The sequence below is a fragment of the Burkholderia sp. WSM2230 genome, assembly GCF_000472445.1.
In the GTDB taxonomy this organism is placed as follows: domain Bacteria; phylum Pseudomonadota; class Gammaproteobacteria; order Burkholderiales; family Burkholderiaceae; genus Paraburkholderia.
In genome coordinates this window covers 778,072-800,473 of sequence record NZ_AXAJ01000001.1, presented here as the reverse complement: position 1 = coordinate 800,473, position 22,402 = coordinate 778,072, and the positions used below count along the sequence as shown (strand labels likewise).

21 protein-coding genes are annotated in these 22,402 nt (G+C 61.0%); 2 read left to right on the top strand and 19 right to left on the bottom strand.

Annotation, left to right across the window (positions count from 1 at the left end; all coding sequences use genetic code 11):
• Positions 1–159: 159 nt before the first annotated feature.
• Positions 160–552, top strand: coding sequence for a hypothetical protein (locus tag A3AC_RS0103695; protein ID WP_025597411.1), 393 nt, complete (start codon positions 160–162; stop codon positions 550–552).
• 143 nt (positions 553–695) lie between these two features.
• Here the strand turns inward: A3AC_RS0103695 and A3AC_RS0103690 are convergent, their stop codons facing one another.
• The 14 genes from A3AC_RS0103690 to A3AC_RS0103625 all read right to left on the bottom strand — a co-directional run bounded on the left by A3AC_RS0103690 (position 696) and on the right by A3AC_RS0103625 (position 15,415).
• Positions 696–1,427, bottom strand: coding sequence for a maleate cis-trans isomerase family protein (locus tag A3AC_RS0103690; protein ID WP_025597409.1), 732 nt, complete (start codon positions 1,425–1,427; stop codon positions 696–698).
• Positions 1,428–1,485: 58 nt separating this feature from the next.
• The gene (locus tag A3AC_RS0103685) at positions 1,486–2,643 is read right to left on the bottom strand and encodes a porin (protein WP_084515355.1); all 1,158 of its coding nucleotides are present in this window, start codon (positions 2,641–2,643) and stop codon (positions 1,486–1,488) included.
• A 186-nt stretch (positions 2,644–2,829) separates the two neighbouring features.
• Entirely contained in the window at positions 2,830–4,038 is a 1,209-nt protein-coding gene (locus tag A3AC_RS0103680; protein WP_084515353.1) for an MFS transporter, read from the bottom strand.
• A 78-nt stretch (positions 4,039–4,116) separates the two neighbouring features.
• Positions 4,117–4,923, bottom strand: coding sequence for an amidohydrolase family protein (locus A3AC_RS0103675; protein WP_025597404.1), 807 nt, complete (start codon positions 4,921–4,923; stop codon positions 4,117–4,119).
• 161 nt (positions 4,924–5,084) lie between these two features.
• Positions 5,085–6,503 carry an MFS transporter gene (locus A3AC_RS0103670; protein ID WP_025597403.1) on the bottom strand — a complete coding sequence of 473 codons (1,419 nt, stop codon included), beginning with the start codon at positions 6,501–6,503 and terminating at the stop codon, positions 5,085–5,087.
• Positions 6,504–6,583: 80 nt separating this feature from the next.
• Positions 6,584–7,840 carry a LysR family transcriptional regulator gene (locus A3AC_RS0103665; RefSeq protein WP_025597401.1) on the bottom strand — a complete coding sequence of 419 codons (1,257 nt, stop codon included), beginning with the start codon at positions 7,838–7,840 and terminating at the stop codon, positions 6,584–6,586.
• 29 nt (positions 7,841–7,869) lie between these two features.
• Positions 7,870–8,730, bottom strand: coding sequence for a fumarylacetoacetate hydrolase family protein (locus tag A3AC_RS0103660; RefSeq protein ID WP_025597399.1), 861 nt, complete (start codon positions 8,728–8,730; stop codon positions 7,870–7,872).
• 31 nt (positions 8,731–8,761) lie between these two features.
• Positions 8,762–9,541 (bottom strand): SDR family oxidoreductase, encoded by a 780-nt coding sequence (locus A3AC_RS0103655; protein WP_025597397.1) that lies wholly within the window; start codon positions 9,539–9,541, stop codon positions 8,762–8,764.
• A gap of 22 nt (positions 9,542–9,563) precedes the next feature.
• Entirely contained in the window at positions 9,564–10,571 is a 1,008-nt protein-coding gene (locus tag A3AC_RS29000) for an amidohydrolase family protein (protein WP_035474528.1), read from the bottom strand.
• A gap of 28 nt (positions 10,572–10,599) precedes the next feature.
• Entirely contained in the window at positions 10,600–11,502 is a 903-nt protein-coding gene (locus A3AC_RS0103645; RefSeq protein ID WP_198017962.1) for a VOC family protein, read from the bottom strand.
• 63 nt (positions 11,503–11,565) lie between these two features.
• Positions 11,566–12,450, bottom strand: a complete 885-nt coding sequence (locus A3AC_RS0103640) for an ABC transporter substrate-binding protein (protein ID WP_156924566.1) — start codon at positions 12,448–12,450, stop codon at positions 11,566–11,568.
• Positions 12,451–12,482: 32 nt separating this feature from the next.
• On the bottom strand, positions 12,483–13,451 hold the full coding sequence (locus A3AC_RS0103635; protein WP_025597391.1) for an ABC transporter substrate-binding protein: 969 nt from the start codon (positions 13,449–13,451) through the stop codon (positions 12,483–12,485).
• 13 nt (positions 13,452–13,464) lie between these two features.
• Entirely contained in the window at positions 13,465–14,325 is an 861-nt protein-coding gene (locus A3AC_RS0103630; protein ID WP_025597389.1) for an HpcH/HpaI aldolase family protein, read from the bottom strand.
• Positions 14,326–14,374: 49 nt separating this feature from the next.
• Positions 14,375–15,415 (bottom strand): sialidase family protein, encoded by a 1,041-nt coding sequence (locus A3AC_RS0103625; RefSeq protein ID WP_025597387.1) that lies wholly within the window; start codon positions 15,413–15,415, stop codon positions 14,375–14,377.
• A 624-nt stretch (positions 15,416–16,039) separates the two neighbouring features.
• On the opposite strand from A3AC_RS0103625, the gene A3AC_RS29790 reads away from it, so the two are divergent.
• Entirely contained in the window at positions 16,040–16,300 is a 261-nt protein-coding gene (locus A3AC_RS29790; RefSeq protein WP_156924565.1) for a DUF4148 domain-containing protein, read from the top strand.
• A 33-nt stretch (positions 16,301–16,333) separates the two neighbouring features.
• Here A3AC_RS29790 and A3AC_RS0103620 read toward each other — a convergent pair whose 3' ends face one another.
• The 5 genes from A3AC_RS0103620 to A3AC_RS0103595 all read right to left on the bottom strand — a co-directional run bounded on the left by A3AC_RS0103620 (position 16,334) and on the right by A3AC_RS0103595 (position 22,324).
• Positions 16,334–16,837 (bottom strand): hypothetical protein, encoded by a 504-nt coding sequence (locus A3AC_RS0103620; RefSeq protein WP_269663317.1) that lies wholly within the window; start codon positions 16,835–16,837, stop codon positions 16,334–16,336.
• A gap of 934 nt (positions 16,838–17,771) precedes the next feature.
• Positions 17,772–18,092, bottom strand: coding sequence for a DUF4148 domain-containing protein (locus A3AC_RS29785; protein ID WP_084515350.1), 321 nt, complete (start codon positions 18,090–18,092; stop codon positions 17,772–17,774).
• A 152-nt stretch (positions 18,093–18,244) separates the two neighbouring features.
• Positions 18,245–19,429, bottom strand: coding sequence for a porin (locus A3AC_RS0103605; RefSeq protein WP_025597383.1), 1,185 nt, complete (start codon positions 19,427–19,429; stop codon positions 18,245–18,247).
• A gap of 309 nt (positions 19,430–19,738) precedes the next feature.
• Complete coding sequence (locus tag A3AC_RS0103600; protein WP_025597381.1) at positions 19,739–20,761, bottom strand: ABC transporter permease subunit; 1,023 nt, start codon at positions 20,759–20,761, stop codon at positions 19,739–19,741.
• A gap of 21 nt (positions 20,762–20,782) precedes the next feature.
• Positions 20,783–22,324 carry a sugar ABC transporter ATP-binding protein gene (locus A3AC_RS0103595; protein WP_025597380.1) on the bottom strand — a complete coding sequence of 514 codons (1,542 nt, stop codon included), beginning with the start codon at positions 22,322–22,324 and terminating at the stop codon, positions 20,783–20,785.
• Between the last annotated feature and the right edge of the window lie 78 nt (positions 22,325–22,402).

Sequence of the window (22,402 nt, the reverse complement as noted above, 5' to 3'; positions counted from 1 at the left end):
GGCATGGCCTGAGCCGGTGTACTGCGACGCCACCGTAAAGAAAATCTACGACGTGCCGCAGGCCCCGGCGAACGCTCTGGATTTCGCCGGCCGATGCGGCCGCTTTTCGGCTTTTCGGCTTTCCGGATCAAACCGACAAACGATATGGAGATTTCAGCCATGCGAAAGACGGACACACAGCAGCGCATTGAAGAAATCGAGCTGACGCTCGCACGCAGCTTTGAATCACCCAAATCGCCCGCAGTTTTGACCTACGATGAGGGGGACACACTCTACATCCAGCTATCGTGGGTTCTGGAATCGCACCGGGATACGTCTCTCGATGCCCGTTGCGTTGTAACTCTCAGGTTTTCGCACACGCAGATCGATGTCTACTCGGAGATGGACACCGCGAAACGAAGGTTGATCCAGCAGCGGCTCAAGACCGCCGTGCAGGAGCGTTTTGGTGAATTGCAAAGCCCGCCCGGGCGCCACGGTGACTGTGCAGTCGAGATGAATGTCGATGACAGGCTGTTCGACATACCCGATGAGCCTTACTCGATTGCGCCATAAAAGGGGAATGGTTGGCGCATGTCGGCTATCGCCCCGAGCGCGCGTTTCGCGCCGCGTTTAGCAGGTACGTCGGCGCGTGTCCGTCGCAACGGCGGCGCGATGCGTCGTCCGGCGAGCGCAGCTGAATGCGCGGGACGCCGCGCTCAGGCAACAGCGCGTGCGTCGGCGAACAGACGCCCCGCGCCGTCGATCGCGCCCTGCCAGCCCGCGAGCCGCAACGCTCCCCATAGCATCGCCTGATTGCTAGTGACGACCGGCATATCCAGCGTGCGTTCGAGCTCGCGAACCGCCTCGAACGCGCGCACATTCGCGCACGACAGGAACACCGATTCGGTGCCGTGGTCGATCAATTGCAACACCCGATCGACGATTTCGCAGGGTTCCATGCGCGCCGCGACTTTTGCGTCAGTGAAGTTGAGCGACACCGAACGATGCACGTCGAGACTCGCATCGGCGAGCGACTGCGCTTCGATCCGCAAAAAGGCGTCGCCGAATGGGCAGACCTGCAGGATGCGCCGTGCGCCAACCGCGCGCAGCGCATCCTTCACCGCGACCATTGTGTTCGTCGACGGCACGCCGAGAACCTCGGTCATGCGCTCCGCCAGCCGCGTATCGCAGTCCTTGCCGTACGCGATACTCGCGCCCGTGCAATTGAACGCGATCACGTCGGGCGACATGTCTTTCAGGTACTCCGCCTCTTCGGCCGCTTCGAGATGTGCGCGCGTGAGACTTTCTTCGGTGACTACGCCGTTCTCCTTGCGCAGCCGCAGCCGGTGCACGTGATACGCAACCCCCGGTGGGCAATACATGCGGAAATCGTCTTCCGCGATAGTGTTCAACGACGGCACGATCATGCCGATCCGCAAGCGCTTCATGATGCTCTCTCCAAAAACTCGACTGAAGGTGTTGCGCCTCGATGTCCGCGAAGGCGCCTCAGAACTTATGCATGATCCCGGCCTCGATCAGCGTCTGGGTCTTGCCCGACGACGGACTTGCCGTGTAGATCTGTGCATACGCATTCGGCCCCGCCGCGCGCTGGTAGATGCCGATCAGAAACAGCTCGGTGCGTTTCGACAGCAGGTAGTGCGACGCCAGATCGACCTGGTTGTAGTGCACTCCGCGGCCGCTCGAGTAATTGCCGACCGTATAGACGTACTGCAAACCCATTTCGAACGCCGGCGTAATGAACTTGTAGACGGATCCCTCAAAGTTCTGCAGGCGCAGCCCGCTCGAATCCGAGTAGTTGTAGAGCACGTTGGTGTAATCGGCGATCACGTTAAAAAAGCCGAAATCGTAGGTGCCGCCCACGCCCATGATCCGCTGCTGGTTGGTGCCGGCGCCTCCCGGGCTTGTGACGAATGGGGATGAAAAGCCCCAGCCGGTGCTGTCCACCGCACCGCTCGTCAGGTTCGGGATCGCCGCATTGGTACGCCGGTTGATCTGCGTAAAGGCTGCGCCTACTTTCAGCGGACCGTTCATGTACGTGAGCGAACCGCTGAAGCCGTTGTTGTTCGAAAACTGCGTTGTGTTCGAGAAGGCGTAACTGCCTGCAACGGTGAAACCGTCGAGCGTCGGCGACGCATACCGAACGGCGTTGTTAAAGCGGTTGGTGAAGAACATGTTGTCGTTGTCGCCGATGTGCGCGCCGTACCCGGCAAACGCGTTGGCCGCGGTCGCGAACCAGAGCGAGTTCGTCATTTCCTCGTACTGACGGCCGAAGGTCACCGTTCCGAGCCGGTTATTCGACAAACCGACGAACGCCTGGCGCCCGAAAATTCCGCCGCCGAGCATCGCGCCATTCGTGACGTTAAAGCCGTTTTCCAGCGTGAAGAGCGCCTTGTTGCCCCCGCCAAGATTTTCCACACCGCGCAAACCAAAACGCGGCGGCATCATCCCCGCATTTGCGAGCGCGAACTGATGCGATCCGCGCGAATTGCTCACGTATTCGAGCGAGGTCGAAATCACGCCGTATAGCGTGACGCTGCTTTGGGCGTGAACGGCGCCGCTGACGGCAAGCGTCAGCGCAGCAGCCGCGCACAGGCGAATAGACGAGCGCCTTTTCGTTGTTTTCGTTGTCGTGTTCGTTGTCATATCGAGTCTCCGTTGGGACGGCGTCAGAGCCGCCTTCGTATGCGAATCTAGTTGTCAGAGTCAGCGCCACCCATTTCGCGCGCGCAGACGCCACTGCGGCGCCAGTCACTGCGCCGGAAAACTCAGTGGAATCCAATCAGGAAGTGAGCGGGCGTGCGTCGCGCTCGCCCGTGCTTCACGCAGCCGTTAGTGCGGATGCAGCGCGTGGCCGTCGGTCGGCTTACCGCTCGCGCGTCCCGCGCCGGCGCGCCAGACCACCGGCGCGATTTGCAGCAGCGTCGCGATCACCACGAGCGTCACCCGCACGATCCAGCCGCCCTCGTAGAACGTCGCGAAAATGGCCGGCGGCCCGAGTAGCACTCCCAGGTAAGTCGCCTGCGAGACGAGGCCGCTGGTTGCGCCAAGGGTAGCGGGCGTGGGCGAGGCGGACGGCAGCAGTGTCCAGATCGAGCCGATCACCGTGCCGACGCCGATCGAGAACGCACACACCGACACGCTCGCGCCGACGAGCGGTGTGGCCGGCAAATACAGCACCAGGCCGCCCACGAGCATCACCGTGCCGCCTATCAGCGCGAGCTTGCGCACCGTCGCCCCGGCCTTCAGCAAATGCCCGACCGACAGACAGCCGATCGCGACGAACACTTCAGCGAGCGTCCCTATTCCGGCCGCCGCGGCGACGGAAATATGGAAGCGCCTCGCGAGATAGACGGTGAGCGCCGCCATCACGCCGGTCTGAATGAATGCCGACGACCCGGACGCCAGCGCGACCCTGTAAAGTGCGCGGCTCTTCAGCACGATCCAGATGTCGCCGAGCTTGCGATCGTGCGTCGCGCTCACTTTGGCAGGCAGGAGGAATGCGGCGACTGTCAGCGCCGCCATCAGGACGGCGTGGCCGCCGAACGCCCAGCGCCACAGCTCGCCTTTCTGCGCGAGCGGCGCGACGATCGACAGCGTAAGGCCAATGCCCACCGCGGTATGCGAGGTCCATAGTCCGAGCGCGATGCTTCGCCGCGTGCCGCTGGTGGTGCGCATGATGAGCGTAACCGCCCCAACGGTCAGCGACAGGTAGCCGACGCCTTCTAGCAGCCGGCTCACGAACAGAGCACTGAGATCGTGCGAGAAGAACACGCCGAGATTACCGGCGAAGGCGAACGCCGAGCCCGCCAGAATCACGCGCTTATCGCCGATCCGGTCCACCAGCCAGCCGGCGAACAGCGCAAACAGCGCAGTGATCAGCGAGGGAATCGAGATCACCCAGCCGGATGCGGCGTGCGAGAGATGAAAATACGCGGCGATGTCGCCGATTACCGGCACCGACTGCGTGACCAGCGAGGTTGCCACGGTCCCGTAAATGTACAACAGGATGATGCACGGCCAGCGTCCCGCTCTAAGCATTGTCGTCTCCAGAAATTGGCCAATATCTTTTGGCTTCGCTAATTGTGTAGGTGTCCCGCCGTCACGCGAAACGCCGTTTCAAGTTTCCCACTTCAATAAACGCAAAAGATTCCCTCCCATAACCTGTTCGAGATCCGCCCCGCCGAGCCACGACAGATTCTCGCTGAAATGCGTTACGCACTGCCAGTACGGGTGATGCAGACGCGACAGATCGCTGCCCCATATGACGCGATCGGGTCCGAACGCGTCCACCACGCGCCGAAGTGTTTCGGACAGCGACTGGAACGGGAACGGATCAAGCGCGTAATCACCCACGCCCACCGCCTTTACGCTGACGTTCGGATAACGGGCGAGCGCCAGCAGCTGCGGCAGGTGTTCAAATGCGCCCGGACCGGATGCGCCGCGCGGTACGCCGAGGTGATCGACGATCAGAGGCAAGCGCGGATGGCGTTCGGCAATCGCAGCGGCCTCTCCGAGTGCATTCGGTAAGAGCAGCGCTGTGGGCAGGCCGGTTTCCTCGGCGATTGGCCACAGCGCGTCGTAGTGGCCTTCGAGAAGTGGCGCAAGCCGTTCTTTCGTGTTGAACAGGAAACGGATGCCGCGCATGCCGGGCTGCGCGCGCCATTCGCGAATGCGTTGCGCGGCCTGTTCCGGCGCGGCGTCGAGCAGGCCCATCACCGCGAATTTCTCCGGGTGCTCCTGCGCGAGTGAGAGCGAGTACGCGTTGCCGTTCGGGTCCCATAGCGGCGGCACCAGCACCACACGGTCAACACCCGCTTGCTTCATCTCGGCATCGAGCACGTCGGCGGTGATCGGCGTGCGCCGGTGGTGGCCGGTCGATTCGCCCTCCAACCACGCGTGAATCTGGGCATCTACGATCTGCATGAGTAACGAATTCTCTGTTGAAGTGTCAAACGTGGCGGCTGCCCTCGGTCCAGCCTGCGGCCAGTCTATGGGAGCCTGATTCGCGGTCCCAATCGAAAAAGCGCCGTCGCCATATGTTTTTGCTGTGCACGCTCTCTATCGCCCTCCCCGCGCTCAGCCGCTCATCCGTTCTGCCGCTGATGCGCCGGGTCGAGCGCGGGTGCGGCGCCATCGTCGGGTTGGTCGAACGATTCGAGGGGTTTGCCGCGTGCTTCGATGCCGAACACGAGATACGTGAGACCGCACACCGCGAGGCACGCCGCGAGGAACTGGAACGCCGGCACAATCACCGAAACGGTGGCCGATGGCATTACGATGTTGGCCGATCCGGCTGTCATCGCAAGTCCCAACGGTCCTAAAATTTTTCCCACCGATCCGGCGAGCCCGGCGAAGCCCGCGCCCGAGCCCCGCAGCCGCGATGGCCACACTTCGGTTGAATACGCGGCGCATACGGACAGACTGCCGTCCGCAAAAACGAACGAGAGCAGCAGCGGCAGCCAGAACAGCGACGGCGAGAACAGGTCGCCGTGGCCGATGTAGCCGGCAAGCACAAGCGCCACGGCCGCCGCCAGCGCATAGAAGCCACCGGTCTTGCGACGCCCGATGCGATCGGCCAACAGCGCGGCCACGAGCCGCGACATGATGCCGATCAGGCTGAAACCGATCATCACCTTCGACGCGGTCACAGGCGAGACCGACTGGACCTGCGACATCAGCGTGGGGCCCCATAGCACGATGCCGTAGTAGCCGGAGATCAGCCCGACGTTAATGAGGCCCGTGGTCAGCACGTTGCGCGGGCACTGAAAAATATCAAACCAGCTGCGCGCCGCCGCGGGCTGCGGCGCGGAATGATCGCGTTCCCACGAGGTGTCGCCGCGCGCCCATGCGACCGCCTTGCGCGCGTCGTCCTGACGGCCGTGCAGGCTCAGCCAGCGCGGCGATTCCGGCACCCGCAACGCGCCGACCAACGCGATTGCCGCGGGCGCCGCGCCGAGCACGAAGGTCCAGCGCCAGCCGATTGTCGGGATCAGCCACGCGCCGCTCAACGCACCGAGCAGCAAGCCGCCGGTGGTGATCGCCGAGACGACGCCAGTCAGCATGCCGCGCCGTTTCGGCGGCGTGAACTCCTGTACAAGTGCGATCTGGATGAAGTAGCCCGCTGAACAGAAGCCGATCAGCACGCGCATCGCCGCCATGTAGACCCAACCGCGTTCCGGCGTGAAAGCAAGCGCAATGCTCGCCGCGCCCAACACCAGCAGTGACGCTACGAAAACCGGCTTTCTGCCAAAGCGGTCGGCCAGCATGCCCCACACGGCCCCGCCGACGATCGCCCCCCCGCCTGACGCCAGCAAGACCGCGCCCATGATGCCGTAGGTCAAACCCCAGGGTTTAATCAGGAACGCCATGATGAAACCGATCAGATACGCGTCCCAGAACTCGAGCATGCTGCCGATGCCGACCAGCGCGATCAGCGTCTTCTGATTGCCGGATAGCGTTGTCTGATCCTGAAACGGACTACGTCCGCCCTGTGCTGCAACCATGATTTGTCTCCATTCGTTTTAATCTGGATGCCTTATTAATATGCCGGCGCATGTCCCATGATCTAATGACAAGCACCGGTTCAGCCTTCCAGCGAATCTCCGGCGATGGCCGCCGCGTTCTTTCTAAGGTTGAGCAGGAACTCCGCCTGCACGTCGTTCGGCGTCCAGTCGCGCCGCATTGTGATGCCGAACATCGGGCCTTTCCACGGCACGTCGACGCGCAGCGGCGCGACCAGCCCAAAACGCCGCTCGCTCAGAATCTCGGTCCAGCTCAATACGGTGAGCATGTCCATGTCGGCGAGCGTGATGCGTATGGTCGAGAGCGAATAGGTTTCGATCCGCGCCGGCGGCGGCGTGCCTTCAGAAAAGAGGTTTTCGTATGCTTCGCGGCGCGGCGATCCTTTCGGCGGGAGCACCCACGGATAGCCGCGTAGCGCTTCCACGGAGAGCGCGCCGTCGCGCGTGAGTGGGTGATTGCGGCTCGCCACCACAAAGTAGCGCTCGCGGTACAGCGGTTCCTCGACGAAATCGAATGCGCGCCCCGGCTGCTTCAGCAGGCCGATCATGAAGTCGATGTCGCCGCGCGACAGTTTGTTCAGCAACGTCTCGTACGTGCCGCTCAACACCGTCACGCGAGTGTCGGGAAACTGCTGCGAGAGCGCCCGAATCGCGTTGACGATCAGAATGGCCGGATCGAGCAGCAGCACCCCGACCGTCACGGAGCGCTCCTTCGGGTACTCGAACGCGCCGACCGCTTCCACCAGTGCCGCGATCTGATTCGACACCTGCTTCAGACGCTGCGCGAACGGTCCGCCCGTCTCGTTCGTCACCACGCCCGACGGCGTATGTCGGTACAGCGTCACGCCCAGATTCTGTTCGAGCGTGCGCGCCGCGCGTTGCAGCGACGCTTCCGTGATGCCGAGCCGCCGCGCCGCCGCGCGAAACGAACCGCTCTCCTCGATTGCGATCAGGCACCGCATCTGCGTGCGCGTGATGCCACTCGCGAGCGCCAGCGCCGAGACCTTTCGCGTACTGCCGAGCGCGGCGACCGCTTCCTCGGCGCTTTGCAGAATACGCCGTGCGCGCACCTGCGCCGCGACGCCAACCGGCGTGAGCCACGTGCCGGTGGTCGAGCGTTCGAACAGCGTGACGTCGAGCGCCGCCTCGAAGGCCGCGATCGACGAAGTCGTGGTGGGTTGCGAGCGCAACAGTTCCTGCGACGCCTGCGTCACGTTTTCGTGACGCGCGACCGCCTCGAAGACGCGCAACTGCCAGATGCTCGGCAGCTCGCGCGACGATGTGACGCTTTCGCAAGCGTCCGGCTCGATCTTTCCCATTTCGCCCTTCAAACTGGGCGCCGCCGGAACTATTCCGCAGCGACCTGGTTGGACAACGTGCCGATCCGATCAATGGTGATCTCGCAAGTGTCGCCAGGCTTCATGAACACCGGCGGTTGACGCGAGAAACCCACGCCGCTGGGGGTGCCGGTCGCGAGAATATCCCCGGGCACGAGCGGCGCAATCGTCGATACGTACTCGATGAATCGCGGAATCTTGTGCAGCATCGCACTCACCGACTCGTCCTGCATGGTCTGGCCGTTGAGCGTCGTGACGATCCGCAGCGCGTTCACATCCTCAATCTCGCGAGCCGGCACGAGCCACGGACCGATCGCGCCGCTGCGATAGAAGTTCTTGCCCGGCGTTATCTGCCGCGTGTGGAACTGCCAGTCGCGCACGCTCCCTTCGTTCATGATCGTATAGGCGGCTACGTGATCGAACGCGTTTTCCGCTTTCACGCGATAGCCCGGTTTGCCAATTACCACCACCAGCTCGCCTTCGAAGTCGAACTGCCCGGACACGCCGGGATGAAGCAGCGGCTGGCCATGGCCGGTGAGCGAATCGGCCGCGCGCGCAAACAGCGCCGGCTGCTTCGGCAGTTCCTGCACACGCCCGGCGCTCTGCACCTCGTTGTGATGCTCGGCGTAGTTTAGCGCGAGGCACCAGATGTGCATCGGACGCGGGATCGGCGGAAGGAACGTAATCGCTTCCAGCGCGTGGTCGGCGGTCTCGTTCGCGGACGCGGCCACTTCGGCGGGAAAGTCCGCTTTCACCAGCGCCTGCAGGTCCGCGTAGCGGTCGCCGAAACGGCGGCCCAGATCGACAACGCCATCCTTCACGACGATGCCGTAGCTCGTCTTCCCGTCAATCGCAAAGCTTGCGTATTTCACTTTCTTTCCTCCAGTTATGTTCTGGCGTAACTCATACAAGGCCCGCGTACGAGCCGCCATCGAGTTGCAGGTTCTGTCCCGAGATGAAGCCCGCCTGTGCGCTGCACAGGAACGCGCATGCGTCGCCGAACTCCTGCGGATCGCCGAGGCGCTTCGCGGCTATCGTCGCGGCGATGCGTTGCTTCGCCTCCGCGACGCTGATGCCGTCTTTCTTCGACATGCGCTCGGCCATGTATTTCTGCCGGTCGGTGTCGAAACGTTCGGGCAGCAGGTTGTTGATCGTCACGTTGTCCACCACCGCGTCACGCTGCACCGACTTGCTGAGTGCCGTCACCGCCGCACGTACCGCCGCCGACAGACCCATCGTCGCGCTCGGCGACTTCACCATTGCGGACGTGATGTTGACGATGCGGCCAAAGCGCCGCTCACGCATGCCCGGCAGGTAGTGCTTGATCAGAAAGATCGGCGCGAGCATGTTCGCCTCGATCGCGGCGAGCCAGTCCTCGCGCGACCAGTCGGCGATCTTCCCCGGCTCCGGACCCGCGTTGTTGTTCACCAGAATGTCGGGCGACGGGCAAGCCTCGGTCAGCGCGGCGCGGCCCGCTTCGCTGTTCAGATCCGCACGGACGATGACCGGGCGCCGGCCCGTCGCCGCTTCGATCCGCGCGGCGGCATCGTCCAGTGCTTCCTTGTTGCGTCCGTTGATGGTGACGTTGCAGCCCTCGCGGGCGAGCGCGGTCGCGCAGGCGAGGCCGAGTCCCCGCGACGATGCGCAAACCAGCGCGTTTTTGCTGTCGAGTCCCAGGTTCATGGTCACGTTTCCTTGCTTGAATTCATGCGATCCGCGCACGAAGCGCCGGATAAACGTCGAGGGTATTGCGGTGGAATACATTCGCCCGCGCGGTATCGTCCAGATTGGGCGTCGCGCTCACGTAGCGGCGCGTGTCGTCGTAATGATGGCCGGTGCGCGGGTCGATCCCCTTCACCGCGCCAATCATCTCCGAGCCGAACAGAATGTTCCTGTGCGGCACGACGTATGTCAGCAGGTCGATGCCGGGCTGGTGATACACACAGGTGTCGAAATAGACGTTCTTCATCAAACCGTCGTCGAGTTCGCCATGACCGAGATCCTGCGACAGACCGCGATAGCGTCCCCAGTGATACGGGACTGCGCCGCCGCCGTGCGGAATCACGAAGCGTAGTGTCGGGAAATCCTTGAACACCTGCGGGTTCTGCACGAGTTGCATGAACGCGGTGGTGTCGCCGTTCAGGTAATGCGCGCCGGTGTGATGGATGCACGCGTTGCAGGAGCCGCTTACGTGAATCATCGCGGGCACGTCCAACTCGACCATTTTCTCGTACAGCGGGTAGTAGATGCGGTCGGTCAGCGCCGCCGTCTGCCAGAAACCGCCCGACGGGTCGGGATTCAGGTTGCAGCCTACGAAGCCAAGCTCCTTCACGCAGCGCTCCAGTTCCTGCACCGATGCGTCGAGACTTTGCCCGGGCGCTTGCGGCAACTGGCACACGCCCGCGAAATTGCGCGGATATAGCGCGACCACGCGTGCGATCAGGTCGTTGCAGAGCCGCGACCATTCAATGCTCTTGTCGAGCGTGCCAAGGTGATGGCCCATCTGTCCCGCGATCGGTGAAAACAGCGTGACGTCGAGGCCGCGTTCGCGCTGCATCTTCAGCTGACCGTTTTCAATGGCGTCACGCAATTCGTCGTCGCTGATTGCAAGCGGCGCGCCGTAATGGCCGCGTTCGGATGCCAGTTGACGCTCGCGCCAGGCATGCAGGGTCCTCGGCACTGTGGTGAAGTGCCCGTGGCAGTCGATTATCATCGGGTTGATTCCTGTGTGGTGAGTGCGCTCAGTCCGGCCACGCGACAATTTGCGTCGCCTGCTTCACAAAGCGTTCCGGCGGCTTTTCGCCGGTGTCGTAACTCATGCCTTCGCCGATCTGAATGTGATTGAAGCGGCTCTGCGCGTTCATCTTCTCGTGCGAGATCCAGTGCTCGTGCATCTGCTCGAACGGGCTCATCCAGTAATTGAAGATCTGACTGCCGAGCGCATGCCGGCCAATGCCCCGCACATGGTCGTGCGACTGCCGCGTCATGTGATCGAAGCCGAAGAAAATGTCGTCGACGCCTTCGACCTGATATGAGACGTGGTGCATTCCCGCGCGCGCGCCGCGCAGCAGGAAGATCACGTGATGATCGACCAGTTCGTCGCCGAGATCCACGCGGCAGAAACGGCCAATCGCGTTGTCGCGCGAACCTACGAACAGTTCGTCGGTAGGCAACAGACCGAAAGCATCCTGATACCAGTCGATCGTGCCGGCGAGGTTCGGCGTCGCATACGCGGTATGCGCGATGCGCACCACGCGCGCCGACCCCAGCACCCGGCTCTCGCCGTCGGCGCCGCGCACCAGGACGCGTGGCTCGAGTTTCTCGACGCGCTTCTGTCCGGCAAGAAGTTCCAGCGTCAAGCCGTTCGGGTCGGTCACGCGCACGCGCTGACCACCGCCGGGTGCGTCGAGTGTCTCGATGCCCTGTGCACCGGGCAGCTTTGCGACACTGTCGAGCAGCGACGGATCGCGCACTTCGTAGCCAAAACTCACCACGCCGGGATCGCCGAGTTCCGTGACGTGGAGGAACGGCGTGTCACTCACGCCGCGCATGTAAAGACGCTTCGCGTCGCGGTGTGCGAGCGCCATGCCGAAGTCTTCGAGAAACGCCTGCATGCGCCCGAGATCCGGCGCGCTAAGGCGCACGTGTGTCATTCCTCTAATGGGCGAAACCACAATGTCTCCTTGTCCCCTGTTTGCGAGCCTGGCTCAAACGGCGAGTTGAGTCGCCACGTCACCATATAGGTCGCCAATGCTGAATGGCCGTGATATCAGCTTCTGGTCGTACGCATATCGGATCGCGATTTCGAGCGCCGGGCGCAACGCATCAAAACCAATGGGCTGGAGATCCGGCCCGGAACCCGCAGCGCTTTCCCCACTCGCCCGACGGCTCTCGATCAGCATGCGGTACAGCTCGGGCACGACGCCGTTATGCGTATTAGCAATCGATTCACGGACCACAACGATGTGATTGATCGGCACCGCATGCGTGCGCCCGTGCCAGTCGAGCGCGGCCGTTTTTGCATCCGGAATCAACTGACGCACGCCCGGATTGCCCGACGGCTTGCCGCCGGAAATGATTGCGTCCGCCTCGCCCGCCAGCAGCATCGCTTCGAGATCACGCTTTTCCGGCAACTGCGTAACCCACTCCGGCTCGACATAATCCGCGACGTGCGCCCCTTCCTGACTTACCCATTTCACCGAGCGCAGGTCGACGCCGTATTCATCGGCGAGGATCCCGCGCACCCATGCGGGCGTGGTTTGCGTATAGGCGCGCATCGCAACGGTTTTTCCCGCAAGATCGCGCGGCGTAAGCGTGTCGTCCGCGCGGCATAGAATGCTCTTGTGGTGGAAGTTGCCGTTCATCACAAACGGCAACATCCGGTAAGGCTTGCCCGCGTCCAATGCCTGCAGGAAAGTCATGATCGCCAGTTCAGCGACGTCGTATTCAAGTCCCCGCACGACATTCCTGAAGGCCGTCTGCGCGGTGTCCACCGGCGCAAAGCTAAGCCTCAGGAGCGGCGAGTCGATCGCGTTCTGCTTGAGCGGCGCGGTCTTCGGGTAGCTGCCCATCATCGCACGGAGCGTAATCATCCCTGTCTCCTGCGTTTGCGTTGCGACGTCGTTCATGCCAGCACCTTCTGTGCGTGATGCTGCGATGCACGCTGCGGATCCAGCACAACTTCGTCGAGCGACGGCAAACTGTCGATCAACCGTTGGCGATGCGCATAACGGATCAGCGCTTCGAACGACGCCCGGTTTTCGTAGACGCCATACGGTAGCGGATCGCCGACCCACGCGGCCAGCTTGCGATACCGCTGGTCCTCCGCGCCGTCTGCTTCACCGGATTGCACACGCGCCAGATAGTTGCGCTTGGCCGCGCCGAACGCTTCGAACAACGCAGCTGGCAGATGCGGATGCGCTGCCAGCACCTCGTTTCTCACCACGATCACGCCATGCAGGGGGTAGATGCCGGTCCGCTCGAACCAGGTGCGCTCCGCGCTTGCGGCGTCGTCCACCAGATCGACGAGCTCGTCTTCGAGGCCTTCGGCGCCGCCCGCGAGTCCCGCGAAAACCGCGTCGAGCTGCCCGGCGCGCAGCAGATCCGCGAAGGAGGCTGTCTTGCCAACGCAGTTGACGTTTGGCGGTAACGCGAAGCTGGCGACGTTCTCTTCCTCCTGGGTGAGCCACGTGACCTTGTCGGGGTCGAGCCCGTATTCGTCGGCGTAAATGCCGCGTGTCCATACGGCGGCCGTGACCGAGTACGTGCGCACGCCGACGGCGCGGCCTTCCAGATCCTTCGGATCGCGCACGGTCGAATGACGCAGACGCTGCACACCGCCGTGGCGAAAGCGGCGCGTCATCGGCAACGGTAACGCGGTCAGCGGCGCGCCGGCCGCGCGCGCCATGAGATACGATGTCGGCGCCATTTCACAGACGTCGTACGGCTGGCTGCGCGCCATTTCGCGGTAGATATCGGGCATGCGCTTGACCTCGGTGAACGTGAGATCGAAGCCCTCGACGCGAACCGCGCCGTTCTTGAGATCTTGCACCTGGCCGTGAGGCCCGAGCACGATCGACAGATTATTGCTCATTACGTGTCCTCTCCTATGCGCGTTCGGCGAGCACACGGCCCGTTTCCAGCGCCGAGAAATCGCGCCTGGGGTACGTCATGAGGAAGCGGTAGCCCTCGTCGATCACGCTCGCGACGTTGTCCTTCGTCACGTGCGGATGGCCGACCGGAATGTCGTGCGCCCTGCCCACTTCAAGCACATGCTTCATCATGCGCAGCAGTTCGGGGTTCTCGTACTGGCGAGGACAGCCGAGCTCCTGCGTCAGATCTCCTTCGCCGATCAGCAACACGCCGATGCCCGGTACTTCCTTGACGATGCGCTCGATGTTCTCGATCGCCTGCGTGTCTTCGATCATCAGGACGGTAAGGATCTCGCCGTCCGGCGCGAGCGGCCACACATCAGCGCGCCTGTAGTACTCCTGCTGCGACACGCCCCAGTATCGCGCCGCGGGCATCGGCGCATCGCCGCGCAATCCGGCGGGCTCATAGAGCGGCGCGCTTTTCAGGCGCGGATACCGGCACGCCGACACAGCGTTGTACGCTTCCTCGGGCGTGCTGATGCGAGGCCAGACGATCCCGTAAGCGCCAAGATCGAGCGCCTGCTTCGCAAACCACAGGTTCATTTCGCTGCCGCTCGGTGGAATGCGCACGATCGGCGTCATCTGACAGGCAACCGAACCAGCCCGGGCAATCTTCTCGCGCAGCAGCAGGAACTGCATCGACTCCCGCAGCGCGCGAATGTCCCACGGGTTGTGCTCGAGCTCAAACACGACCCCGTCGTTAGACGATTGCGCAAACGCCACCGCGTTTTCGATTTCCGCCTGCATGAATGACGTGAAGGCAATGCGCCGGCCGGTTTCCAGCGCGCGGATCACACCGTTAAGTCGTTCTGCCATCGTTGTCTCGTGGTTTTGTTGTCTAATAACTTTGCGCAGTGGGCGACGATCAAAGCATCGCCGTGCAGAATCCGTCGCCGGCGTCCCCAGGCAGCGGTTTTTCCGTCCACGTCTTGCAGCCGTCGGTCGTGTAGAACACCTGACCGCCGCGCGTGACGGTGATCACGCCGCGCGGATCACTCAGATGCACGTTGAAGCCAAGCATCGTGCTGCGCGGATCAACGGCTTCGTCTGCGCGATACCAGGTCTTACCAATGTCGTCGCTCGCGTACAGCGCACCCGCTTCGCTGCGCGACGAAATGCTGAAACACGCGAGCAGTCTCCTCGGATTGTCGGGACAGATGCGGATATCGCGCGCGTAAGAGAACGGCGCGTACTTGCCGACCTCGAGATCGTGGAACGTTTCGCCTTTGTCGCGCGTCTCGAACACGCCCATGCGGCAGACATAAAACACGGCGTCGGGATCGGCGGGCGTGGTGGCTACCGCGTGCGCGTCGAACATGCCTTCCGCTTCATCGTCGGTTTCCAGCCGGCTTTTCAGATGCGGCTGCTGCGAGAGCGCAACGAGGCCCTCGTTCGCGCCGCGCCAGGTTTCGCCGCCGTCTTCGCTGATCAGAAAGCCATTGATTTCGGCGACTGCGTACATCGTGTCGGGATTCGTGGGATGGAACGCAATGCGCATCACGCGCGACGAACCAAACGAAATCTTGAAGCGCTCGGGGTAGTCGGCTTTCAACTGACGCCAGGTATCGCCGCCGTCGTCACTGCGATAGAAGCTGACCGGACCCGCGCCGGCAAACAGCGTGCGTGGCTGCTTCGGATGCAACACGATGCTCCAGAACTGCGGGTTCTCGTCGGTGACGTTCAGCCGTTGCCAGTTCTTGCCGCCGTCGCGGCTGCGGAACACGCCTTTGCGCGCGGCTGCGTAAAGGATTTGCGGATCGGTCGGATCAGGCGTGATGGCCTGCACGGAGGCGTCGGCGGGAATGCCGGTGACCTGTTCCCAATCGCCCCCGGGTTGCAACGCGTAGATCGAGCCCACGGTGTTCGGCCGGTTCGCGGCCGTGCCCACCAGCATCAGGGTCTGCATCAGTGTCTCCAAGTGTCGATGTCGTGAAGAACGAGTGAGTCCAGTCTAGGCGGCGCGGCTTGCGTTTTGTCATTGGAAATAGGTCGTCGCGATAGATTGATGCTGATCTGGCGGTCGCCGGTGTGTCTAATGGTCGCCAAGCCCGGCTCTCATCACCAACGGAGGTGGCCGTCAGCAATCCTTGGTCGAGATCACCGAGGTCGCCAGAGAAAACCATGGCGGGAATAGATCCTCCAGCTGTTCGGCGTCTACGCAGCTCTGAGAGATGCTTCCATTTGCAATGGGTGCACAACGCGCGCGATCAAGAAAGTTTCCGAGGCACGGTGGACGCTTCGCCGCGCGTTTGGCTCAACCGGCCCCCGATTTGGAGTCGCAGATCGGGAATTTCCAGCTAGTGGATGGCCGCGACCTTGTAGTCGCCGGTGGGCGGCCGTCAAAGGATGCTCTTTTCCAATCTGGCAATGGATTGGGCAAAGTTCCATTCCCGCTTGTCATCGGAAATAGGCAGCCGCAATAGATTGATGCTTAGGGCGTCGAACGTAGGGTTTCAATCTACAGAGTACTACCTATACTCGCTGTCATTTTTGCCGCGTGGCTAAGGGCACAGCCAATTGGAGGTCCGTCTTGAAACAGATCATCTTGCTTGCAGCACTCATCGCCGTGACAGCTCCCATGGAATCTTACGCACAATCGATTGCGCAAACGACGCGCGCCGCGCGCCATGCGGAATTGGCTAGCCTGGAAAAGTCCGGCTACAACCCGTCCGAAAGTTGCCCCTGCTATCCCGCCGATCTTCAGCGTGCAGAACAGGCCGCATCGGCTCAAGCAAACGTTGAAGAAGCGAATGCAGCGTCCAGTGTGAGGATCTCTCAACTGGGCCACTGAATACGGTCGCTCGCACAGTGCGGCACTGGAGGTTCAGCGCTTTGTAGCGGCCACCGCGATTTCCGCGGCACTGTCGAGTTGCTCTACGTGCCAGCATTTGTCGATCAGCGCGCGCGTCTGGTCGGCGGTCAGAATGCCTCCCGCGAGGTCGGAGAATTTCTTTTCGAGCTGCTTATTGGTCATGGGAACTTCAGTGCTGCCGATCGCGTGCTGAATGAATTTGTGCAGCTTGCGGCCATCCTTGAGCGTCATGGTCATGTCTACCTGTTCCGGCCTGATCGACGGATCAACGATGGGATTGACCTTCTCGCGCAACGCCACCGTTTGCGGGTCGCGGACCTTGGCATCGCTGAACTGTTTTTCACCGGCTGCGCCATCGATTATCGCAACCGCCGCTGCGTGATCGATGCTGAACTTGCCTTCGAGCCCGATCCGCGGCGTCTTCTTCCCCGTCAGTTCGATGACGAGCGGATGCACGCGCAAGTCGATGCGATCGATCTGATCGGCGCTCAGATGATTTTCGTTGCGAAGCTGGATAGCCGCATCGAGGTCGCGCAGATTCGACGAACGATCGCATAGTTTCCTCAGCCGCCAGAGTCAACTGTTGTCGTGCGTCGGCGACATTTGGAATAAGAAGGTCCCTTTGCAAGCCGCTCTTGTATAGCTCGTCGCTCTCTGAATCTACACAGGCGAGCGATGCGCTACATGCAATACTGCGATTTTGAAGTGTGGAAAATCATAGCCTTCACCGAACATATCAACGCAGACGATACCGTCCAGATCTTCGGCGGGGAGTCGCTCTTCGATGGCTAACACGGCTCTCCTCGACAGTCGGCTGGAAGCACTTTCAATTCTCAGGCCGGCAGCCACGTATCGTTCAGCTAGCGCAATTCGTCGACGCGTCCGCAGCGAATGAGGAGACGGTGGTCGTATCCTGCCTCGCTGTCGCGTTGGAATACCCGAACTGCTCGCTCAATAAGCGCTCTATCAGCCTCCTCACGCGGGGCAAACCGCGGGACGACTACAGCATCCGCTTATGGACGCACGACAAAGTGTGCGGGAAAAATGGCTGGGAGGCCCGTAGCACCGTTGATGATGCGACTGCAATAATCCGCACAGTGTGCGGGAAACCAATCATCGACCTGAGGCGCCCTCATTTCAGGAACACAAAGTGCGCGGGCAGCCCGTTCCACGGGCGTACCGGAGCATCTCTAAATCGGGCTGCATCATGTTCATCACGCATCGCAACAATGGAGTTCACGAAAGCACGCATTCCACTGTAACTGGCGACCTATACACTGCCGGTCATCCACACCCTTCTCGCACGCAAGCGAGAGGGCGTGGTGGGCAACGGGGTGTTAGCCCGGTTGCAGCAACTTCAGCCGCGACAACTCTCCGAGGATATCGCCCGGAAGGATCGGCGACGTTGACCGAGGCTTCGTCTTCAAGTCCGCGACCCTGAACGCATGCCTTAGGGTGCCGAAGCCGGTACCGCTACCCCAGCGCCTTTCGGATTCGCTTTCCGCCCCGCGTTCTGCACGTTTTGCGGGTATCTAAGCTGGTCGCCAGATGGGTTGTAGCCGTTCTTCTCCAGTTCGTTTAGCTCGGCATTCTTCTTTTCACGGCGAGCTTTTCGTTCGGCTTTCTTCGTTGCCTTTTGGGCTTGCTTTGAAGTGCTCGCACCTTCCATCGTCGACGCTTGATTGCTGGCAGGTTGCGCTTGAGCAACTGAAAACAAGAGCAGTGAACAGCTCACGCCAAACGCAAGTGCCTTGATCCGTGTAGAACTCATTCCCGTCTCCAAAAAAATTTAATGAGGTTGGAAGGTATCTGGTGCGCGCATCCGATCGATGCACGCATTCGTCAAACTCACGGCCTTCATCTTCGCCTTTGCACGGAAACGACGGCGCGCCCTACACGTCTCGCCGCCGTTCTTCCACGACTTCAAAACTGCGTCGCGATGCCTGCGAAAGCGCCGAACTGGCTGTGACCATAGTTCGGATTCAAGCTTGATGGATTGCCATTTACCGGATCATTGTTCGTGTTCGGCCCGTAGAGTCCACCATTGAGACCGAGATTCGATGTCGAGCTGTTACGGAGGTAGCCCAGTTCGGTGTATAGGCGAGTACGTTTGGAAAGCAGGTATGCACCGGAAAGCGTGTACAGCGTGGCGTTTCCGTTTCCGTTGTTCGCATTCGCGTGATACACCGCGCCCGTCAGGAACGTTGCGGGTGTCACGGCCCAACGTGCGCCGACCCACTCATGGTCGACCTTCGTCGGCAACGATACGCCTGCGGGCAATGCCGACGCATTCGCCGTTCCATAGAAGCCCGCGTTGGTCGCGTCTGGCGCGCTCAGGTGCTGATACCCTAGAAAGACTGTCACTGGGCCCCAGACGTATGACCCACCTGCGAATATGGAACGAGAAGCAAGATAGACGTTGCTGAATTTTCCGTTCCCATCACGAATCTCATCATAGATCGCCTGCACGTCGAGATTGTGTGCGTTGTATTCCAGTTTGATGCCGTCGTCGCGGCCCTGGGAACTACCGAGTCCGGTTGATGTTCCCAGTTGGCCCGGAGCGCTGCCCGGATTACCTGAGTTCCACCTCGTCGAATTCGTCAGATTGTACTGACCTTGTACTGTGAATCCCCCGAAGCTCGGAGACAGATACTCGAATCCGTTGGCCGCCTGCGGGAACATGCGGCCTCTCACAAGCGTGCCAAACGAGTATTTTTGCGTCTGTTGAGGGTCGAGGATACCCGCGTATTGGAGCAGCTCGCTAGCGCCGAAGTTACCCATCCGGATGGAGCCGTACGTCGGGTTACTCATGCCGATAGTCGCTTGACCCTCGAAGAACGACCCATTCGCGTAGGTTCCGTTCTGCGTGTTGAGTCGGGACTCGAGTTGGAAAGTCACGAACGTGCCGCCGCCAATGTCCTCCAGTCCCTTCAGGCCGAAGCGTGATTCAGCCCAATTGCCCGACTCGGCTCCCAGGCGATGACCATTTGGCAAACCGGTCTCAAACTGCACACCGTTATCCACTAGTCCGTATAGCGTCACGCTGCTTTGCGCGCTGGCAGCAGCTGCAAAACCCATCGCCAGCGATCCCAAGATAATACGCTTCATCTTTTTCTCCTATCTCCAAACCTGGTTGATCACTTATTTATTGTTAATTCGTGCTGCTAATAGACCTAACATTGCGTCTTCGCATTCCTGTTCTCTAAGTAACCTTGGAGTTGACTTCCGGACTGGATCAGCGTGGGGACTGCACGAAAAGGTGCTTACCAGTCCGGGCCAATCAACGTGCACGAACTACGGCGCGCCAAGACAGACGCTTGACATACGTCAGCGTCAGATTTCAGGTTGCTTCGTTAGGACGCAAATCGAAACGCGACCAATCCACCAATGGCGCGCTTCGCTCGCGGTTATTACTGATCAGGTGCGGTTCTCACCGCTGCGACGGAAACGATCGAGCGCCACGGCAGCGATGATGACGAGGCCTTTGATAATGAACTGCCAGATGTCGGACACGCCGAGAATGACGAGGCCATTAGAAAGTACCGCAATGATCAACGCACCGACCAAAGTCCCCCAGATCGAACCTACACCGCCTACAAAGCTCGTGCCGCCGAGAATGACCGCTGCAATGGCGTCGAGTTCATAGCCAGTGCCGATTTGAAGACCATTCGCAGCATAGAGCCGCGCTGCGGACATCACACCGCCGAGACCGGAAAGCAACCCCGACACGGCATAGACGAACAGCAGGATCAGGCTGACCTTGATGCCGGAAAGACGCGCTGCCGCAGGATTCCCGCCCATGGCATAAATCCAGATCCCGAGCACCGTACGGCGAAGAATGACCCACGAAATCACAATAACGGCAAGCGCGATGATCGCCAGAACCGGAACGCCGAGGAAGCTTGCATTCCCGATCCACGCAAAGCTGAGGTTCGGGTTCATCACCGTGCCGTCATTGCCAATCAAGCGTGCAAGTCCTCGCACCGCGGTAAGGGATCCCAGCGTGACGATAAACGGCGGAAGTCTCAGGTACGCGATGAGGAGGCCGTTGATCGAGCCAAGAACGATACCCGTCAAAAGTCCGACCGGGAGGGCCAACGCTCCGAACGAGGGGTCGAGAGAACAGATCATCGACGTCATGGCCGCGGTCGCCAGCATCGAGCCCACCGAAAGGTCGATGCCTCCCGTCAGAATGACGAACGTCATCCCTGCAGCCAACACTGTGTTGATAGCAGCCTGCTGTGCGACGATCGAAATGTTTTGGCCGGTGAAGAATGTGCCTTGCGTAGCGATGTTGAATGCGAAGCAAAGGATGATCAACACTGGCAGCATACCGATCGAACTGATCAGCCGGCGAACGTGCACCTTGTGCGCTGACATCCCGACTGCGTCGGTTGGCTTGTCCTTTACAACAGGACTACGAAGCGTTGACTTGTTCATGATTGTCTCCAAATCTGTGTTTCAGGCGGCATCTAGGGTTGCATCCGCTCCTGCTGCGAGAGCCATGATGTTTTCCTGGGTAATTGCGTCGTTGTTTGGCCCGCCGACTTCGCCGACGATATGGCCTCCGCGCATCACGAGCGTGCGGTCGCAGACCCCGATGATTTCCGCCAGTTCGCTCGAAATCACGACCACACCAATTCCCTGACGCGCCAGGTCGTCGATGAGCCGATAGATTTCGGATTTAGCGCCGATGTCCACCCCGCGCGTAGGCTCGTCGAGAATCAGCACCTTCGGCCCGATCTGAAGCCAGCGCGATAGCAGCACCTTTTGCTGGTTTCCGCCTGAGAGGCTGCCAACGTTGACCAGAGGGCTTGCTGCCCGCACACGAAGTTGCTCGAAGGCCGAGTTCGCGCGCTTTCTTCCTTTCGACAGATTCAGGAAGCCGCCTGGGCGTGCGTCCCGAAGAATGACGCCCAGATTAATGTTCTCCGCGCACGACATGTCGAGAAAAAGGCCCAGTGCCTTGCGATCTTCCGTCAGGTACGCAAGTCCGTGCTTGATGGCGTCGGACGGTTGACGAATGCTCACTTCCTGACCGTTTATAAAAACCTTTCCGCTCGCCTTTTCGTCGGCGCCGTATATCAGGCGGGCGAGTTCTGTCCGTCCCGATCCGACCAGTCCCGCAATTCCCAGCACCTCGCCTTGATGGAGTTGAAAACTGCACGGTTTGATTTTGTCGCCATCGGAAATGTCCTTTGCTTCAAAGATGACAGGGCCACGGCTACCGCCGGCATCATGTCCCTTCATATAGAAGGTCGACAGGTCCCGGCCAACCATCATCTTGACGATCGCCTGAGCCGATAGCTCGGCACGGTCAATCGTTCCTACATAGCGCCCATCCCGCAGCACAGATACACGGTCGGACAGGTCATAGACCTCTTCCATCCGGTGACTGATGTAAATGATGGCGATACCTTCGGAGCGCAATTGCCGGATCAACGCAAACAGCCGCTCGCTTTCCCGCGATGATAAAGCCGTGGTCGGCTCATCAAGGACCAGAATCCTCGACTTTGCGTGCAACGCCCGGCCGATCTCGACCAGTTGCTGCTCTGCGATGGAGAGCGTCCCGACAATCGTACGGGCGGTAAAGGGAACGTCGAGGCGTTCGAGTACTTCACGACAGCCCGCGTACATTGCCTGTCGATTAGCCACTCCGCGAACGGAGACTTCCCGCCCCAGATAGATGTTTTCGGCGACCGAGAGATTGGGCGCGAGGCTCAGTTCCTGGTAGATGATCGAAACGCCGTATTTCTTTGCCTCCACCGGATCTGCGATCGTCACCGGCTTGCCGTCGATCAGGATCTCACTACCCGGATCGGCCTCATAGGCGCCAGACAGGATTTTCATCAGCGTCGACTTGCCCGCGCCGTTCTCTCCCATGAGAGCGAGCACTTCACCGCCCCACGCGCGCAGTTCGACGTTATCAAGTGCCTTCGTGCCGACGAACGTCTTACTAACGTTGCGCATTTCGAGCAGAGGAATCCGATTATCGGTAGGCATGATGTCTCCATTTGTGTTGCTCGCAGGCGCGCACGCGAATGCCGGTGCGCGCCTCAATGCAGCAAGATCTACGCTGCA

Excerpts from the sequence above, each read along its gene's own strand:
- A3AC_RS0103695 (WP_025597411.1), top strand. The coding sequence starts at position 160 with ATGCGAAAGACGGACACACAGCAGCGCATTGAAGAAATCGAGCTGACG.
- A3AC_RS0103690 (WP_025597409.1), bottom strand. The coding sequence starts at position 1,427 with ATGAAGCGCTTGCGGATCGGCATGATCGTGCCGTCGTTGAACACTATC.
- A3AC_RS0103685 (WP_084515355.1), bottom strand. The coding sequence starts at position 2,643 with ATGACAACGAACACGACAACGAAAACAACGAAAAGGCGCTCGTCTATT.
- A3AC_RS0103680 (WP_084515353.1), bottom strand. The coding sequence starts at position 4,038 with ATGCTTAGAGCGGGACGCTGGCCGTGCATCATCCTGTTGTACATTTAC.
- A3AC_RS0103675 (WP_025597404.1), bottom strand. The coding sequence starts at position 4,923 with ATGCAGATCGTAGATGCCCAGATTCACGCGTGGTTGGAGGGCGAATCG.
- A3AC_RS0103670 (WP_025597403.1), bottom strand. The coding sequence starts at position 6,503 with ATGGTTGCAGCACAGGGCGGACGTAGTCCGTTTCAGGATCAGACAACG.
- A3AC_RS0103665 (WP_025597401.1), bottom strand. The coding sequence starts at position 7,840 with ATGGGAAAGATCGAGCCGGACGCTTGCGAAAGCGTCACATCGTCGCGC.
- A3AC_RS0103655 (WP_025597397.1), bottom strand. The coding sequence starts at position 9,541 with ATGAACCTGGGACTCGACAGCAAAAACGCGCTGGTTTGCGCATCGTCG.
- A3AC_RS29000 (WP_035474528.1), bottom strand. The coding sequence starts at position 10,571 with ATGATAATCGACTGCCACGGGCACTTCACCACAGTGCCGAGGACCCTG.
- A3AC_RS0103640 (WP_156924566.1), bottom strand. The coding sequence starts at position 12,450 with ATGATTACGCTCCGTGCGATGATGGGCAGCTACCCGAAGACCGCGCCG.
- A3AC_RS0103635 (WP_025597391.1), bottom strand. The coding sequence starts at position 13,451 with ATGAGCAATAATCTGTCGATCGTGCTCGGGCCTCACGGCCAGGTGCAA.
- A3AC_RS0103630 (WP_025597389.1), bottom strand. The coding sequence starts at position 14,325 with ATGGCAGAACGACTTAACGGTGTGATCCGCGCGCTGGAAACCGGCCGG.
- A3AC_RS0103625 (WP_025597387.1), bottom strand. The coding sequence starts at position 15,415 with ATGCAGACCCTGATGCTGGTGGGCACGGCCGCGAACCGGCCGAACACC.
- A3AC_RS29785 (WP_084515350.1), bottom strand. The coding sequence starts at position 18,092 with ATGAGTTCTACACGGATCAAGGCACTTGCGTTTGGCGTGAGCTGTTCA.
- A3AC_RS0103605 (WP_025597383.1), bottom strand. The coding sequence starts at position 19,429 with ATGAAGCGTATTATCTTGGGATCGCTGGCGATGGGTTTTGCAGCTGCT.
- A3AC_RS0103600 (WP_025597381.1), bottom strand. The coding sequence starts at position 20,761 with ATGAACAAGTCAACGCTTCGTAGTCCTGTTGTAAAGGACAAGCCAACC.
- A3AC_RS0103595 (WP_025597380.1), bottom strand. The coding sequence starts at position 22,324 with ATGCCTACCGATAATCGGATTCCTCTGCTCGAAATGCGCAACGTTAGT.